Origin of the sequence: Streptomyces prunicolor (assembly GCF_045162825.1) — a bacterium.
In the GTDB taxonomy this organism is placed as follows: domain Bacteria; phylum Actinomycetota; class Actinomycetes; order Streptomycetales; family Streptomycetaceae; genus Streptomyces; species Streptomyces prunicolor.
The window spans coordinates 2,212,277-2,227,913 of sequence record NZ_CP108676.1; the positions used below are offsets into that span (position 1 = coordinate 2,212,277).

Below are 15,637 nucleotides of genomic sequence, written 5' to 3' on the forward strand. Positions count from 1 at the left end.
CGTTCCTCTGCTCGCAGGAGTGATGTATGAGCCCCGACCACCCGCCCGGACTCGATCTCGACCGGCTGCGCGGTCTGCTCGACCGCGAGCGGCCCGGCCTGGTGACCGGTGCCCTGTCCGGCCGGCTGATCGAGGGCGGACGGTCGAACCTCACCTACGCGGTCACCGACGACACCGCGCAGTGGGTCGTACGGCGCCCCCCGCTCGGCCATGTACTGGCCACCGCGCACGACATGAAGCGCGAGCACCGCGTGATCAGCGCCCTGCACCCGACGAACGTGCCGGTGCCGGGACCCATCCTCCTGTGCGACGACGACGAGGTGCTCGGGGCGCCGTTCTACGTCATGGAGTTCGTCGAGGGCACCCCGTACCGCACGGCAGACGACCTCGCCCCGCTCGGCGCGGACCGCACCCGGGGCGCGGTGCTCGAACTGGTCGACACCCTGGTCGAGTTGCACGCGGTGGACCCCGCCGAGGTCGGCCTCGCGGACTTCGGCCGCCCCGAGGGCTTCCTGGACCGCCAACTCCGCCGCTGGGGCAAGCAGTTGGATGCTTCACGCAACCGGGACCTGGCCGGCGTCGAGGAGTTGCACGCGGCCCTCGGCCGCCGCCTCCCCAACTCCCCCGCACCAGCGGTGGTCCACGGCGACTACCGCCTCGACAACGTCCTGATCGGCGAGGACGACAAGATCAAGGCGATCCTCGACTGGGAGATGTCCACCCTCGGCGACCCGCTCACCGACCTGGGCCTGCTGGTGATGTACAGCATCCCGCTGGACCTCCCCAACTCCCCCATTTCCACGACGGCTTCGGCCCCCGGCCACCCCACCCCGGCCGAGCTGATCGAGCGATACGCCGCGCGCTCGGGGCGCGACGTGTCGTCGGTCGCCTGGTACACGGCGTTCGCGTGGTTCAAGCTCGCCGTGATCCTGGAGGGCATCCACTACCGCTACACCCTGGGCCAGACGGTCGGCCGCGGCTTCGACCGCATCGGCGAGTTGGTTCCCGTCTTCATCGAGCACGGCCTGACCACCCTTCAGGAGGGCTGATCCACCATGGACTTCGCGTTCGACGCACACACCGAGGAACTGCGCGCCAAGCTCCTGGCCTTCATGGACGAGTACGTCTACCCGGCCGAGCCGGTCGCCGAGGAGCAGCGCGCACAACTCGCCTCCCCCTGGGACACCCCTGCGATCGTTGGGGAGTTGAAGGCGGAGGCCCGCAGGCAGGGCCTGTGGAACCTCTTCCTCCCGGACTCCGAGTACGGCGCGGGCCTGACCAACCTCCAGTACGCCCCCCTCGCCGAAATCACCGGCCGCTCCCCGCACTTGGGGCCCACCGCGCTGAACTGCGCGGCGCCGGACACCGGCAACATGGAAGTCCTCTACCAGTTCGGCGACGAGCAGCAGAAGAAACAATGGCTGGAGCCACTGCTCGCAGGTGAGATCCGCTCGGCGTTCGCGATGACGGAGCCGGAGGTGGCTTCTTCGGACGCCACGAACATCACCACGCTGATCGAACGCGACGGCGACGACTACGTCATCACGGGCCGCAAGTGGTACATCTCCGGGGCGATGAACCCGGACTGCAAGATCTTTATCGTGATGGGCAAGACCGACCCGGACGGCGCGGACATCCGCCGCCAGCAGTCGATGATCCTGGTCCCGCGGGACACCCCGGGCGTCACGGTCAAGCGCGCGATGCAGGTCTTCGGCTACGAGGACCACTCGCACGGCGGCCACGCCGAGGTGATCTTCGACCACGCGCGCGTGCCGGCGACGAACCTGATCGGCGAGGAGGGCGGCGGCTTCGCCATCGCCCAGGCGCGCCTCGGCCCGGGCCGTATCCACCACTGCATGCGGCTGATCGGCATGGCCGAGCGGGCGATCGAGCTGATGTGTCAACGCGCCGTCTCCCGCGTCGCGTTCGGCAAGGCGCTGGCCCAACAGGGCGTCGTCCACAACTGGATCGCGGACGCGCGGGTGGCCGTGGAGCAACTGCGGCTGCTGGTCCTGAAGACGGCCTGGATGATGGACACGGTCGGCAACAAGGGCGCCCACGCGGAGATCCAGGCGATCAAGATCGCCACCCCGCGTACGGTCGTCGGCATCCTCGACAAGGCGATCCAGCTGCACGGCGCGGGCGGCGTGAGCCAGGACTTCCCGCTGGCCGAGCTGTACGCGAGCGCCCGCACCCTGATGCTGGCCGACGGCCCGGACGAGGTGCACCAACGGTCGCTGGCCCGCCGGGAGTTGAAGAAGTACCTGTAGCACGCGAGGAGTTGGAGGGGCGCGCACCCGGTATGTGTATCCGGTGTGCGCACCCTTCCAGCCCCGTTCCTTCGTGGCGGCCCCGTTCCCCCGAGGCGGATGGCCAGTTGGGCGTGCTCGCCTTCAGAGTCCAGCCCCGCCGGCAGGTGTGGCCGAAGGTACCGATGGGCGTCACCGACCGCGCGCAGGCGGCGGCCTGGGCCCGGGAGGCGGGGCTCACCCACCCACCGGAAGCGTGAGGGCGTACTCGTGCGGGCGTACTACGGCCGCAGCGCCCGCATCAGCAGGTCCGCCAGGTGGTCGGCGACCTCCTGGGGCGTCAGGGGGCCGCCGGGGCGGTACCAGGTCGACAGGTGGTGGACCGAGCCGAAGTGGTAGTCCACGACGAGGTCCGCCGGGGTCGCCGTGGAGAAGACGCCCGCGCGCTGGCCCTCCTCGACGAGGCCGCGGAAGCGCTCGTGGTAGCGCCGGCGCTCGGCACGCACCTGCTTGTTCTTCTCCGGGCTGAGGTGGTGCATGGAGCGGAAGAAGATCGACGCGTCGTCGAGGTTGTCGATCGTCGTCACGACGACGTCCGCGGCCGCGGCCCGCAGCCGTTTCTCGATCGGCTCGTCGGCGTTCGCAAACACCTCAAGGCGCTCCTGCTGGACGCGCAGCACGCGCGCGTACACCTCGTGCAGGAGGTCGTCCTTGGAGCCGAAGTAGTGGTACAGCGCCCCCTTGGTGACGCCTGCGGCCTCGACGATCTCCTGCACCGAGGTGCGGTCGTAGCCTTGTTCGGCGAAAAGCCGGGTGGCGGCGGCGAGGAGCCGCTGCGGGACAGGAGCCCCGTCTCCGTCGGTCGTCCTGGGCACTGCCGCCACCTGCCTTTTCTGGCTGTTCACTCGCTGTCGTGCGACCGGGAACGCAGTTCCCGCCGGAGGATCTTCCCACTTGCCGTCTTCGGCAGCTCGGGCAGGATCTCCACCTGGCGGGGGTACTTGTAGGCGGCCAGTCTCTCCTTGCAGTACACGGCGAATTCATCGGGGTCGGTTTCGGCGCCCGGACGGAGACTGATGTACGCCTTCACGGTCTCGCCCCGATACCCGTCAGGGACGCCGACGACAGCGGCCTCGCGCACCGCCGGGTGGGTGTACAGCACGTCCTCGACCTCACGCGGCCACACCTTGAACCCGGACGCGTTGATCATGTCCTTCTTGCGGTCGACGACGTACAGCCAGCCCTGCGGGTCCATGAACCCGATGTCACCGGTGCGCAGCTCACCGTCCGGGAAGGTCTCGGCGGTGGCGTCGGGCCGCTGCCAGTATCCGGGCACGACCTGCGGCCCGCGTACGAGGATCTCGCCCTGCTCGCCGAACGGCACCTCCTCGCCCTGGGCGTCGACGATCCGTACGACGGTGTTCGGCCCCGGCGCTCCGACGGCCAGTGTCCCGGAGACGGGGTCGACGGGCGCCTCCAGATCCTGCGGCACGGACGCGCAGGGCGCGGTGCACTCGGTGAGGCCGTAGCCGTTGCGGATGTACGGCCCGAAGCCCGCCCGGAACTTCTCCACCAGGGCGGGCGGCAGGGGCGCGCCGCCGGAGGAGATGTTCACGAAGGACGAGAAGTGATCGGGTGTGACCGCCGGGTGCGCGGCGAGCGCCATGAAGGCCGTCGAGGGGCCGACGGTGTAGGCGGGCCGGTGTTCGGCGAACGCGTCGAGGACGACGCCCGACTCGAAGCGGTACGCGAGGACGAGCAGGCCCGCGCTGTTGAGACACGCGGCGAGTTCGCAGACCATCCCGGTGATGTGGAACAGCGGAGCCATCGCGAAGTAGACGGGAGCCTCGGGCAGTCGCAGGCCCGTCCGCTGCCGTTCCGCGTTGGCCATGATGTTGCCGTGAGTGTTGGTGGCCCCCTTGGGGGCGCCGCTGGTACCCGAGGTGTAACTGATGAGCGCGATGTCGGACGGACCGAAGTCGCGGCCCTCGGGCGCCGGGTTCCGCTGCCGCGCGACGGCCACCAGGTCCTCGGCGTCCTGAGCCTGCGGGAGCCGCTCGAAGGTGAGCACGCGCGCGTCGTTGCGGGTTTGGAAATCCAACTCGCACCCGGTGAGCACGATCGGCACCGGCGAGCCGCTCTCCGCGACCCCGGCCACCGTCTCGCGCAGATACGACTCCCAGGCCCGGTCGGAGCAGATCAGCGCGGTCACCTCGCCGTCCCGCAGGACATGGGTGACCTCCCCCGACTTGTACATCGGGTTGACCGGCACGACGATCGCGCCGGCCTTCCAGGCACCGAGCAGTGCGAGCACGAAGTGCGGCGAGTTCTGCAGCAGGATCGCCGCCCGGTCGCCGCGCTCCAGACCACGGGCGGCGAGATACCCGGCGACGGAGTCGCTCAGCTCGTCGACCTCGCGGTAGCCGAGCCGCCCGTCGAAGTAGGCGAGCGCGGCACGGTCCGGGTGCTCGGCGGCGACCGCGCGGAACGCGTGCACCAGGGAGTCGGGAGGGCTGATCGGCGCCTTCTGCGCCTCGTTGAGCAGCCCCAGCCAGGGCTTGGCGGCATACAGGGAGGCGGTCACTCTACGGCCTCCCACTTCTGCTGAATGTGGTTCATGGTGGTCAGCCAACGATCCGGCTCGGTGGCCCGGGCCTGGTAGTACCCGGCGACCTCAGGATGCGGCAGGACCAGGAACCGATCCTCCGCGATCCCCTTCATCAGCGCATCGGCGACAGCATCGGGCTCAATCGCGGTCGGCTGAAGCACCAGGTCACCCGCACTGCCAGTGGCGGCCAGCATGTCGGTACGCACACCCTGCGGACAGATCGCGTGGACCTTGATCCCCCGGTGCCGATACGTCAGCGACAGCCACTCGGCGAAGGCGTACGCACCGTGCTTGGTGACGCTGTAGGGCGCGGCCCCGATCATGGTGAGCAGCCCGGCCGCGGACACGGTGGACACGAACCGCCCGCCACCCCGCTCCAGCCATCCCGGGATCAAGGCCTCAGCGGCCCGCACATGAGCCATGACGTTCACGTCCCAGGCCAGCGCCCAGACGTCTTCCCCGGCCGCTTCCGACCCACCGGAGCCGACCCCGGCGTTGGCACAGTAGATGTCGACGGTCCCACCGAGAGCGTCCCGGGCCGCACCGACGACGGCAGAGGCATCCCCGGGTACGGCGATCGCCCCGATCTCATCGGCGACGGCTTTCGCACGGTCGGCATCCAGGTCGTTCACCACGACCCGGGCCCCTTCGGCAGCGAACCGCCGCGCAAGCGCAGCCCCGATGCCACCCCCGGCCCCCGTGACGACTACCCCGGCACCCTGAACGGCTTCCACCATCGGTCTCCTTCGACTGCGGCTCCACTGCAAGCCCAGACTAACCGGTCGGTATGTAACACCGGAAGGGCAGTTTCCCTTAAGGGGCGCGGGGAACTGCGCGAGCAACCACGACCGAGTCGCACCCTACGAACGACCGGCGGCAGCCCATACCGTGCCCGCATGCCCCTCACAAGACGAACCCTCCTGGCAGCAACCCCGGCGGCAACCCTCACCCCACCCACCATGAAGCCCCAGAACCTCCGCACCGGCTTCGAACAACTCGCCGCACACGACTACGCCCAGCTCAGCGGCCAGCGAATCGGCATCGTCACCAACCCCACCGGCATCACAAGAGACGCCCACCACATCGTCGACGTCATGCACGCAAGCCCCCACGTGAACCTCACCGCGGTCTTCGGCCCAGAACACGGCTTCCGAGGCACCGCACAAGCAGGCGGCTCCGAGGGCTACTACGTCGACCCGGCAACCAAACTCCCGGTCTACGACACGTACTTGAAGAGCGGCCAACCACTCGCCGACATCTTCAAGACCGCCGCCGTGGACACCGTCGTCTTCGACATCCAGGACGTGGGCGCCCGCTTCTACACCTACATCTGGACCCTCTACGACTGCATGGAGGCAGCCCAACTGGCCGGCAAACGCTTCGTCGTCCTCGACCGCCCCAACCCGGTGACCGGAAGATCGGCCCAAGGCCCGGTCCTGCACAGGGAGTTCGCGACCTTCGTGGGCCGACAACCGATCGCGCAGGCACACGGCATGACGGTCGCCGAGCTGGCGCGGCTGTTCAACGGGGAGTTCCTGCCAAAGCCCGTCCCCCTGGAGACCGTCCTGATGACGGGCTGGAAGCGTTCGGAGTTCTACGACGCCTGGTCGCTCCCCTGGGTACCGCCGAGCCCCAACATGCCGACGCCGGACACCGCGCTCGTGTACTCGGGGACCTGTCTCTTCGAGGGCACGAACCTCTCCGAGGGCCGCGGCACCACCCGCCCCTTCGAACTGCTCGGCGCGGAGGGCATCGACGGGCATTGGGCGGCTGCGGCGAATCAACTCGGCCTGCCCGGCGTGCACTTCAGGGAGGCCTACTTCGCGCCCACCTTCTCCAAGTTCCAGGGCAAGACGGTCGGCGGGGTCCAGATCCACATCCACGACCGGGCCGCGTACGACCCCGTGCGCACCGGCATCGCGCTGCTGGTGACCGCCAAGAAGGTCTGGAGTGGGTTCAGTTGGCGCTCGGACAACTGGATCGACAAGCTCACCGGGTCCGCCCGCGTGCGCACGGCGATCGACGCTGGGGCCGGTACCGACGAGGTGGTGGCGGGCTGGCAGGCGGAGTTGAAGGCCTTTCGGCGGGTTCGAACTGAATACCTCCTCTACAAGTGAGTCGCGACGTATGGCCAATCTTCACCGGTAGCGGGACGATGCGCCCACATCGCACCACTACGGGGAACAAGGAGGCCGGTCATGGCGGATCCGGCGATGAGTGTGAGCCCTTACTGGGAGTTGACCTTCGACGCCGACGGGGACGTCGACCAGGGAGAACGCGACCGGCTGCTGAGCGAGGTACGGCAGCGCGGGGTGAGTGACCTGATCGTCTTCTCGCACGGGTGGAACAGCCAGCGCGCCGGCGCGACCCAGCTCTACAGCCGCTTCTTCGCCCCGATTCCGCGCCTCGCGCCGAAGGCGCGGATCGGGTATGTGGGCGTCATCTGGCCATCCATGGAGTTCCCGGATCAGCCGATTCCGGATTTCCCGCGATCGACCGTGGCCGCGACCGAAGCCACCGCGTCTCCGGCGCTCGACGCCGCCACCCGGCACGCGCTCCTCGACACCTTCCCCGGCAAGGCGCCGGTGATCGACCAGATCGCCCGGATGCTGGACCAACAGCCGCCACAGGACACCGAGTTGGAGGAGTACGGGCGGCTGGTGCGCACGCTGGTGGAGACGATGCCGCCGGGGCCGCAGGCGTTGTTCGGCGCTGACACGCTGGCGGAGGGGGTGCCGCAGTGCGAGCCGCGGATGTTCGCGGTCGGGTGTACGGCCGAGGTGTGCGAGCAGTTCGCGCAGGCGCTGGCCCACCTTGCGGCGCCCCAATCCCCGGGACCCGTAACGGAGTTCGCACTGCCGAACCCGTGGAAGGGCGCGCGGGAGCTGCTGCGGCAGGCGGCGTACTTCGCGATGAAGAGGCGCGCGGGCACGGTCGGTGAGCGGGGGCTCGGTCCGGCGATCGGGCGGCTCGCGGCGGTGGCGCCGGAGGTGCGGGTGCATCTCGTGGGGCACAGTTTCGGCGGGCGTCTGGTGTCGTTCGCGCTACGGGGTCTGCCCGAGGGAGTGCACTCGGTGAAGTCGGTGACGTTGCTCCAAGGGGCCTTCTCCCACTACGCGTTCGCGGCCCGGCTACCGGACGACCCGCGTACCGGGGGTGTGTTGCAGGGCCAGCAGAACCGCGTCGACGGGCCCCTCGTGTGCTGCTACTCGCACTGCGACTCGGCGCTCGGCACGATCTATCCGCTGGCCTCTCGGATGGCGGACGACGACTGCTCGTTCGCCGCCGTCGACATCGTCCGGGTGCTGGGCGACAAGTGGGGCGCGATGGGCCACGACGGGGTGCAGGCGGTGCCCGGCACCCGCTCGCTGAGTCTGGCCGAGGCCCTCAACTCGCCGCTGCCCGCGTCGGGTTGCGTGAACGTCGATGCCTGCGCGGTGGTGTGCCACGGCGAGCCGCCGACCGGGGCGCACAGCGACATCGTGCACCCCGAACTCGCCCGGGTGGTGCTGGCGGCGGGCCGGATCGACCGGCCCGCCGCCGCTCAGGCGTCACCGGTGTGAGGTGAACTCCACCACTTGCTGGAAGGTGGGCCGGTTCTGCCAACTGATGTTGTAGTGCTTGATGCCGCCGAGCGTCCGCTGGACGATCGAGTCGGCACACCACTGGTCACCCGCCGAGCACAGGGTGTCCCCGGGGTAGACCGTGGCCGCGGTGGCACCGGCCGCCGTCTTCAACGTGCTGATCAGGATGTCCCGGCAGGCGCTGAGGCTGCCGCCGCCGCAGTACTGCTGGGCCAGCGGACCGGACACGGTCTGTCCGAGCACCGAACGGAGGTCCTTGTCGACGTAGCTCCACCAGCCGTACTGGAAGGAGCTTCCGGCATGGGACCCGGTCGGGCCGTGCGCGGCCGAGGGGGTCTCGTCGATGTACAGGTTGTTGGTGAGCGCGGTGTACAGGGTGTCACCGAGGCCGGGTTGGAACTCGGCCTTCACCAGTGCGGGCCACCAGGCGTCCAGGATCCGGATGGCGTCGGCGTTGGCGTAGGTCTTGGAGCCTGCCGAGGTCTCGGTGCGTTTGCCGCCGGCGGTGAGCCAGGTCTGCAGCTTGGTGACGGCCGCGGCGGCGGTGGTGTCGGTGACCGTACTGCTGTTGATCACCTTCAGCATGTCGGGCAGGACGTCCTCGGCGCGCAGGTCGGTGAGCGAGGCGTCGGACATGGCCTTCACCAGCGCGGATCTGGTGACCCCGCCGGCCGCGACGAGTTTCTTCACCCGGTCGTCGATGAGATTGCCACGGTGGACGGACCCGTCGCCCCAACTCGCCGTCGTGTAGTTGAGGGCCTGTTTGTTGTTCCAGGAGACGTAGTAGTCCTGGTCGATGGAGTTGGGGTGCGCCGAGGCCGGGGTGTAGTCGGACGTGTTGGTGGTCGGGTCCCAGTTCTGCCACTCGTAGGCGGCCTGGCCCCAGATCGGGAACTCGGGGTCGACACCGCTGGCCCGCACCGGGTTGTTGCCGCTGTTGTAGTACGCGGTGTGCGAGGAGTCGGCGTAGAACCAGTTGAACGTGAAGTTGATGTGCTGCGCGGCGCTCTGGAAGGTCTGCGGACTCTTCACGTAGTCCGGGTCGTTGAGCATCTGGAAGCCGATGATCGAGTCGGCCTCATGCATGTAGGACGAGCGCAGGGTGGTGTAGGCGACCTTCTTCCCGCCGACGGTCGCCCGGTACTCGACGGGTCCGTACTCGGTCTTCCACACTCTCATCGTGTACGACCCCGCGGCGGTGCCGTCGGCCGTGGTGGGCGTCCAGGAGTTCTTCTGCTCGATCTCCTCCATCGGCGTGCAGGTGCCGTGGAAGAGGTAGTGGTAGTCGTCCTGGCAGAGCTCGACGGCGTAGGTGTCGATGATGTCCTGGCCGGAGGTCGTGGCGGACCACGAGTAGTCCTGGCCGCGGCCGAGTTCGACGTACATGCTCAGTCCCGCGAAGGAGGCGCCGCGGGCGCTGATGCCCGGGCCCTGGATCTCCTGGAGCATGAGCAACTGGGGTGCGAAGTAACCGGTCTGGGGTCCGAAGACGGCGATCGGGTGGCCGCTCGCCGTGTATTTGCCGCTCACCACAAGGGCGTTGGACATACCGCGTTTGGCGGAGCTGAGGGCGGTCGCGGTCGCCGCGGCGGAGGCGGCGTCGGCGCTCTGGTTGGCGCCGGTGCCCGTGGCGTCGTAGATGAGTGGCTCGGTCGTCACCGAACCGGCGTCAGGGAGTGCCTCGCCCTGGGCGGTGGTGGGCTTGGTGCCGTACGGGAAGCTCTCGCCGTTGTGGAGGGTGAGCGCGGCTTCGGGGTCGTTGCGTTCGCGGAAGGACTCCCAGACCTTGGTGCCCTGCTCCACGCCGTACTTCTCCTGCGCGGCGAGCAGGGAGATCGCGTTGTTGACCTCGCCGCCGCCGCCGGAGCCGAAGAGGGTTCCGATGACGGAGGCCAGCGCGACCAGGTCGGTGATCTTGAAGTGGTCGATCGTGCCGGCGTTGGTGATCGAGTCCTTGTGGCCGGTGAGGACGTACTCGCCGGGGAAGTAACGACCGCTGTCCGAGGCGTCGATGTAGGCGTTGATGCCGGCCAGATAGGCGTTGGCGTCGGTGAGCGCCTGCTGGCCGCGGGTGCCGTTGTTGGCGACGGCGTTGTCGATCTGGGACTGCAACTCGGCCTCGGTGTACGGGGCGTTGCGGTAGAACTCCTGCTCAAGTCCCTGGTTGGAGGCCGCGCCGCCGGCGAAGGTCGTCAGCTGGCCGCGTCCCACGTGCCGGAAGACGTCCATCAGCCACAGCCGGTCCTCGGCCGCCGCGTAACCGGCGCCGTACTCGGTGCCGTAGCGCGTCGTGCCTGTGATGTGCGGCACACCGGTCGCCTTGTCGCGGACGATCGTCACGTCGGTGCGGCCGCTGGGGTTCTCGGTCGAGGCGACGTTGGCGGCGGGGACCCCGAACGACGCGTCGTTGAAGAAGGTGTTGATCTTCGCGTCGGTCAGCGTGGAGGCGCCCGTGGCCAGGTTGGCATAGGGCCCGAGCTGGTCTTCGGCATGGCTGGGCTGGGAGCCGAAGACCTGGTTGAGGAGGATCTGGGCGAGGGTGGCGTTGCCGTTCTCACCGGCCGGGAGGATGTCCGAGCACTGGCCGCCGCAGTAGTCGTTCGAGGCGGTCGCCGCCACGGCCGTCCCCTGAGCAAGGGGAGACAAAAGGGCGGCAATGAGGGCGCATACGGATGCGGCCTTCAGGAACCCGGGGAATCCCCCGGGAGTTCTCAGTCTGACGAGCAAGTTACGCGGGGTGCGCCGTGGCATCGCAGCTCCTACCGACGGGGGTGGTGCGGGACGTTACCGCCGGTATCCCCGAGATTGAAGATGAACATGCGTCAAGTTTTGGATCCGGGCAAGTGGCTTATGGAGGCCATCGGAAATCGGATGGAGCCAAATCGCTTGTCGATACGTCTATTCGGCGACGTCCGTTCGACGACGCCGAGGTGACCGAAGTACAGGTGCAGGTGTGACGGAGGTGCAGGGCGATGGCCGGTTTCCGGAGTCTGGCGAGACAGGTGCGAGACCCTCGATGCGATCTGGCGCTACGGCGCTACTCGCTGCGCAAGTGCCTTGAGCGGTTCGCCCCTTATGGGCACAGGGCTACCTGGGACCACTTGAGCTCCCGGGCCGGGTTCGGACCCGAGGACCGCTCCCCCGACCCGGCGCGGCTCGTGGCCGCACTGGACGAGCTGGAGGAAGCGCGCAAGGTCTGGCTCGCCTACGAGGTCGGGTTCGCCGAACGCCGCAAGAAGGAGAAGCACGACGGGCTCCGCCGCCCGGGCACCGTGGACGACTGGCACCGGCTGACCTGGGGCGGCTTCGGTGTCGCCTGGTGCGACGACCCACGACTCCATCCCCATGAACCACTGGCCGAGGTGCTGCGACGGCTGATCGCCGCCCTGGAGCGCGAACCGGGTTCCGTGTGCCCGGTGTGCGCCGGGGAGCGCCTCCTGTGGAAGTACGACCTGGCCCACGAACCCTCCTCGGGCCCGGTCTGCACGGACTGCGGCATCGTCGTACCGCGTCCGGTGCTCACGCCCGAGGCCCTGGCGTACGCCAGGCGGGGACGGCTGCTCATGTCAGCCTGAACCGGGCGAACCGAAGAAGGGCGCCAGGGGTGCGCCGGGGATGCCGCACCCCCTTTTTGACCGAGCCGATTTGCGCTTGCCGGTGCAACGGCCGAGGCTGCCGACGGTGTTCCGTCGACAGCCCTCAAGCGGTGCGCAACAGGTGTGCCGCAGGCGTCAGTTGGCCTTCCAGGCGTCGGAGAAGCTGCCGCCGGAGATCGAGCCCGGCTGGGCCCGTACGGCCGAGCTGCTGCTCTTCGTCATGACGATCTCGTTCGGCGAGTACGTGTCCAGGTTGCTGCCGTTGGCCTTGGCGCCGGTGAAGGTCACGGTGCCGAAGTTGGCGAGGCTCGCGACCGAGCCGCCGACCTCGGGGGCCTCGGCGATGACCTCGGCGGAGGCGTTCTTGAAGCCGGACGAGCCCGCGTGCGTGGTCGTCTTCGTCCAGCCCTGGGTGGAGTCGGCGAGGGTCATGGTGAAGGTGGAGCCGGTGTAGGTCACGGTCGCGGTGAACTTGTCGCCGCCCTTGACGGTGACACCGGAGTACGCGCTCTCGGAGGCGGGCAGCACCTCCCACCAGGCGCCGTAGGTGGCCTTGCCGCCGATGCAGTCGGCCTCCGTACCGGTCTGCTCCAGCGCGGAGTTGCTGTAGCCGTCGAGGCCTACCCAGAACGAGGAGTACGTGGTGGCCGAGGAGCAGGTGACGCTCGGCTGGGTCCAGGACGAGGTGACCGAGGTGTACGCGCCGGTCGAGCCGGTGGCCGCGTAGCCGGACCAGTTGGTGGACGAGACGGTGGCGTTGACCTTGCCGGGCTGCGCGAGCCCGTGCAGCGTGTGACTCTCGTGGCTCGCTATGGCCTGGGTGAGCTGGGCCGGGGTGTGCGCGGTGGCGCTCGGAGCCGCGGCGAGCGCGGGGGTGGCGAGCGCCGCGGTGAGGGCGGCGGCGGTGACGAGAACGAACCCGGCGGAAGATCTCGGGGACATGACTCTCCGTCATTCGAGAGGAGTGGGGGGCTGCCGTGACGGCAGTGGACAGCAGCTTCCGCGAGGCTGCATGGGCATGGCAAGACAGACAAGTGCGTTCAGTCTTGCGGGAATTGACGGCGGGGCGCCGCACGCCGACAACTGGCTAATCTGACAGGTTCATTCAAATTTGATCAACCGCCGGGCAAGACTGACCAAACTTCAGGGCAACGGTCTTCCGCCCCACGGCAGCCCTGACTTGAGCTGGAGTACGTGACTTCCAGACCGGGGTACCTGACGTCCGGCACCGAGTCGATGCCGTTCCACGAGGCGCTGCGCGCGGCCATCGCGGCCAGCGGGCTGAGCCTGGACCGACTCCAGGACCGGCTGCTCCGACGGGGCACCCCGGTGGCGTCGGCGACGCTCAGCTCCTGGCAGTCCGGGCGCTACCAGCCCGAGCGGCAACGGTCATTGGCCGCCCTCGCCGTACTGGAGGACGTCCTACGGCTGCCGCCCGGCGCGCTGACCGGACTGCTCGGGCCGCCCCGGCCGCGCGGTCGCTGGCTGCCGCCGGACGGGGACCACCCCGATCTCGCCCGGGCCTGGTCGGACCACCACGACCTCACCGCCGCGCTCGCCGTGCTCGACACCCGCTGGGACGACAGCCTGACCCGGCTCAGCTGCCACAACCGCCTGGACGTGGACGCCGACCGCCGCGTCCGCTCGATGACCAGCCGGCGCCTGCTGCGCGCCGAGGCGGACGGCGCGGACCGCTGGATCGCCCTGTACCGCCTCGACGCGCCCGGGCCGTTGCCGCGCTTCCGCCCGGCGGCACCGGCCCGGCTCGGCACGGTCGTCGAACTCCCCGAAGAGGGGCTGGTGGCGGCCGAGTTGCTCTTCGACAGCCCCTTGGCGCGCGGCGGGACGGTGATCGTCGACTACACGGTCGAGCATCGCGATCCACACCCGTACTCCCAGCGCGTGGAGACCACGATCCACGTCCCGATGCGCGAGCACCTCCTGGAGGTCCGCTTCGCGAAGTCGTGTCTGCCGCGCGCGTGTTACTCGTTCCGCGCGAACGGGCTCGACGCCTTTCCGGATGCCGTGCGCCCCAGGGAACAACGGCTTCGGATGGACGCCTCGGGGGCGGTGCACGCGGTGGCGTTGGGGGCCGGGCCCGGTCGGGTCGGGATCAGGTGGGTGTGGGGATGAGGAGGCTGGGATCGAGGGCGGTTGTCAGTGGCGGGTGACACCATCGAGGCATGGTGCAGGTCTGTCTCAACGGGGGCCGTGGGGTCGCCGACGGCTGGATGGTGCCGGTCTCGCCCGGGGCGTTGGCCGATGCCGCTGTCGAGGCTGTCGCGGCGGGGGCCACGGATGTCCACCTCCATCCCAAGTCCCCTTGCGGGCACGACACGTTGTCGCCGCGCGTCCTCGCGGTGACGCTGGAGGCGATACGGGCGCGGGTGTCCGTGCCGGTCGGCGTGACCACGGGCGCCTGGGCGGAACCGGATCCGGCGGCGCGGGTCGAGCGGGTGCGTGGGTGGACGGTACTGCCCGACCACGCCTCGGTGAACTGGCACGAGCCCGGTGCCGAGGAGGTCGCGGCGGCGTTGCTGGACCGGGGCGTGGGGGTGGAGGCGGGCATCTGGTCGGGGACGGACGGGGCGGCCCGGTTCGCCGTCTCGCCGCTCCGCGCCAAGGTGCTGCGCGTCCTGGCGGAGGTGACGGACCCGGACGCGGACACCGCCGAGGCGACCGCGCGTGCCCTGCTTTCCGACCTCGGCGATGCGCACGACCGCCCTGTGCTGCTGCACGGCGAGGACGGCGGCGCCTGGCCGGTGCTCCGGCTGGCGGGGCGGCTGGGGCTCGCGACACGCATCGGCCTGGAGGACACGTTGCTCCTGCCGGATGGGGAACGGGCTTTGTCCAACGCTCAGTTGGTCGCCGAGGGGCTGGTCCAGTACGGGTGCGCCCAGCGCTCGTCGTAGGGCAGGGCGAGGAGTTCGGCGCGGGCGGCGAGGTCGGGGTGGCCGTGCGTGCGGAGGCGGGCGGAACCGGGGCCGGCCAGCCAGGCGCACAGGTCCGCCACGCCGGTGTCCTCGGTGTCGTCGTACCACCAGGTGAACGGGGAGGAGTCGGACACGAGGTAGTAGAGCCAATGGTCAGCACAGTGGGCCAAGTGGGCGTCGGCGACCGGGCCTTGGGCCCACCCGTCCAGGAACGGGGTCACGCTCCTGGCGATGGTGGCGCAGGTCTCGAAGACGTCCTGGATGCCGTACGGCGACTCGGGCGTCGTGAGGGCGTCCTGCCACCAGGCGTGGAGAAAGGCCTCGATCGCGGCGGCCTGGTCGGTCGGCCAGGAACGCCAGTCGGTCCGGCTCAGCCCGTGTGCGCCCCAGCCGATCCCGTCCAGACCGCCCTCCGCCATCGCCCGCGCGGTCTGCGGCAGCAGGCGCCGCAGCACGGCGGCGTAGTCCTCGAAGTGCGTGGGGTCCTTGAACACGAACCTGCTCACCAGCTCGCCGGGCACGCGCGTGTACGGCGTGCGCAGGAACGCGGTCTCCGCCGGCCCGAAGCACCGCTCACAGCCGGTCTCCCCCGGACTCGCGAAGCCGTTGAAGACCGTGTCGATATCCGCGAGGGCGGCGGTGAGCGCTGGCGACAGGGGCATGGATC

14 protein-coding genes are annotated in these 15,637 nt (G+C 69.5%); 8 read left to right on the top strand and 6 right to left on the bottom strand.

Annotation, left to right across the window (positions count from 1 at the left end):
* Positions 1-26 precede the first annotated feature (26 nt).
* The 3 genes from OG588_RS09925 (at position 27) to OG588_RS09935 (ending at position 2,509) form a co-directional block, all read left to right on the top strand.
* Entirely contained in the window at positions 27-1,049 is a 1,023-nt protein-coding gene (locus tag OG588_RS09925; RefSeq protein WP_405946956.1) for a phosphotransferase family protein, read from the top strand.
* Between the two features lie 6 nt (positions 1,050-1,055).
* Positions 1,056-2,270: an acyl-CoA dehydrogenase family protein gene (locus tag OG588_RS09930; RefSeq protein WP_366097739.1), complete on the top strand. Its 1,215-nt coding sequence runs from the start codon at positions 1,056-1,058 to the stop codon at positions 2,268-2,270.
* A gap of 113 nt (positions 2,271-2,383) precedes the next feature.
* Complete coding sequence (locus OG588_RS09935) at positions 2,384-2,509, top strand: hypothetical protein (protein WP_405946957.1); 126 nt, start codon at positions 2,384-2,386, stop codon at positions 2,507-2,509.
* A 21-nt stretch (positions 2,510-2,530) separates the two neighbouring features.
* On the opposite strand, the gene OG588_RS09940 is transcribed toward OG588_RS09935, so the two are convergent.
* From OG588_RS09940 to OG588_RS09950, 3 genes are read right to left on the bottom strand one after another with little or no spacing between them, the layout of a single operon-like run.
* Positions 2,531-3,124 carry a TetR/AcrR family transcriptional regulator gene (locus OG588_RS09940; RefSeq protein ID WP_327405218.1) on the bottom strand — a complete coding sequence of 198 codons (594 nt, stop codon included), beginning with the start codon at positions 3,122-3,124 and terminating at the stop codon, positions 2,531-2,533.
* A 26-nt stretch (positions 3,125-3,150) separates the two neighbouring features.
* Positions 3,151-4,833, bottom strand: coding sequence for a class I adenylate-forming enzyme family protein (locus OG588_RS09945; protein ID WP_405946958.1), 1,683 nt, complete (start codon positions 4,831-4,833; stop codon positions 3,151-3,153).
* Complete coding sequence (locus OG588_RS09950; RefSeq protein WP_405946959.1) at positions 4,830-5,594, bottom strand: SDR family oxidoreductase; 765 nt, start codon at positions 5,592-5,594, stop codon at positions 4,830-4,832. The genes OG588_RS09945 and OG588_RS09950 overlap by 4 nt, the downstream gene beginning before the upstream one ends.
* Positions 5,595-5,753: 159 nt before the next feature.
* Here OG588_RS09950 and OG588_RS09955 point away from each other — a divergent pair, with 159 nt between their 5' ends.
* Together OG588_RS09955 and OG588_RS09960 are read left to right on the top strand one after the other, a co-directional pair.
* Positions 5,754-6,974, top strand: coding sequence for an exo-beta-N-acetylmuramidase NamZ domain-containing protein (locus OG588_RS09955; protein ID WP_405946960.1), 1,221 nt, complete (start codon positions 5,754-5,756; stop codon positions 6,972-6,974).
* An 81-nt stretch (positions 6,975-7,055) separates the two neighbouring features.
* Entirely contained in the window at positions 7,056-8,420 is a 1,365-nt protein-coding gene (locus tag OG588_RS09960) for a serine-threonine protein kinase (protein ID WP_405946961.1), read from the top strand.
* Here OG588_RS09960 and OG588_RS09965 read toward each other — a convergent pair.
* Positions 8,409-11,192 (bottom strand): penicillin acylase family protein, encoded by a 2,784-nt coding sequence (locus OG588_RS09965; RefSeq protein WP_405946962.1) that lies wholly within the window; start codon positions 11,190-11,192, stop codon positions 8,409-8,411. The two genes, OG588_RS09960 and OG588_RS09965, sit on opposite strands and share 12 nt — an antisense overlap.
* Positions 11,193-11,413: 221 nt before the next feature.
* Here OG588_RS09965 and OG588_RS09970 point away from each other — a divergent pair, with 221 nt between their 5' ends.
* On the top strand, positions 11,414-12,016 hold the full coding sequence (locus OG588_RS09970) for a hypothetical protein (protein WP_020684195.1): 603 nt from the start codon (positions 11,414-11,416) through the stop codon (positions 12,014-12,016).
* A gap of 156 nt (positions 12,017-12,172) precedes the next feature.
* Here the strand turns inward: OG588_RS09970 and OG588_RS09975 are convergent, their stop codons facing one another.
* Entirely contained in the window at positions 12,173-12,979 is an 807-nt protein-coding gene (locus OG588_RS09975) for a G1 family glutamic endopeptidase (RefSeq protein ID WP_405946963.1), read from the bottom strand.
* A gap of 252 nt (positions 12,980-13,231) precedes the next feature.
* Here OG588_RS09975 and OG588_RS09980 point away from each other — a divergent pair, with 252 nt between their 5' ends.
* Both OG588_RS09980 and OG588_RS09985 read left to right on the top strand, forming a co-directional pair.
* The gene (locus OG588_RS09980) at positions 13,232-14,170 is read left to right on the top strand and encodes a hypothetical protein (protein ID WP_405946964.1); all 939 of its coding nucleotides are present in this window, start codon (positions 13,232-13,234) and stop codon (positions 14,168-14,170) included.
* Between the two features lie 50 nt (positions 14,171-14,220).
* Positions 14,221-14,949, top strand: a complete 729-nt coding sequence (locus OG588_RS09985; RefSeq protein ID WP_405946965.1) for a 3-keto-5-aminohexanoate cleavage protein — start codon at positions 14,221-14,223, stop codon at positions 14,947-14,949.
* Here OG588_RS09985 and OG588_RS09990 read toward each other — a convergent pair.
* Complete coding sequence (locus OG588_RS09990) at positions 14,895-15,632, bottom strand: hypothetical protein (protein WP_405946966.1); 738 nt, start codon at positions 15,630-15,632, stop codon at positions 14,895-14,897. The two genes, OG588_RS09985 and OG588_RS09990, sit on opposite strands and share 55 nt — an antisense overlap.
* Between the last annotated feature and the right edge of the window lie 5 nt (positions 15,633-15,637).

Excerpts from the sequence above, each read along its gene's own strand:
- OG588_RS09960 (WP_405946961.1), top strand. The coding sequence starts at position 7,056 with ATGGCGGATCCGGCGATGAGTGTGAGCCCTTACTGGGAGTTGACCTTC.
- OG588_RS09950 (WP_405946959.1), bottom strand. The coding sequence starts at position 5,594 with ATGGTGGAAGCCGTTCAGGGTGCCGGGGTAGTCGTCACGGGGGCCGGG.
- OG588_RS09970 (WP_020684195.1), top strand. The coding sequence starts at position 11,414 with ATGGCCGGTTTCCGGAGTCTGGCGAGACAGGTGCGAGACCCTCGATGC.
- OG588_RS09990 (WP_405946966.1), bottom strand. The coding sequence starts at position 15,632 with ATGCCCCTGTCGCCAGCGCTCACCGCCGCCCTCGCGGATATCGACACG.
- OG588_RS09965 (WP_405946962.1), bottom strand. The coding sequence starts at position 11,192 with ATGCCACGGCGCACCCCGCGTAACTTGCTCGTCAGACTGAGAACTCCC.
- OG588_RS09925 (WP_405946956.1), top strand. The coding sequence starts at position 27 with ATGAGCCCCGACCACCCGCCCGGACTCGATCTCGACCGGCTGCGCGGT.
- OG588_RS09975 (WP_405946963.1), bottom strand. The coding sequence starts at position 12,979 with ATGTCCCCGAGATCTTCCGCCGGGTTCGTTCTCGTCACCGCCGCCGCC.
- OG588_RS09955 (WP_405946960.1), top strand. The coding sequence starts at position 5,754 with ATGCCCCTCACAAGACGAACCCTCCTGGCAGCAACCCCGGCGGCAACC.
- OG588_RS09985 (WP_405946965.1), top strand. The coding sequence starts at position 14,221 with ATGGTGCAGGTCTGTCTCAACGGGGGCCGTGGGGTCGCCGACGGCTGG.
- OG588_RS09930 (WP_366097739.1), top strand. The coding sequence starts at position 1,056 with ATGGACTTCGCGTTCGACGCACACACCGAGGAACTGCGCGCCAAGCTC.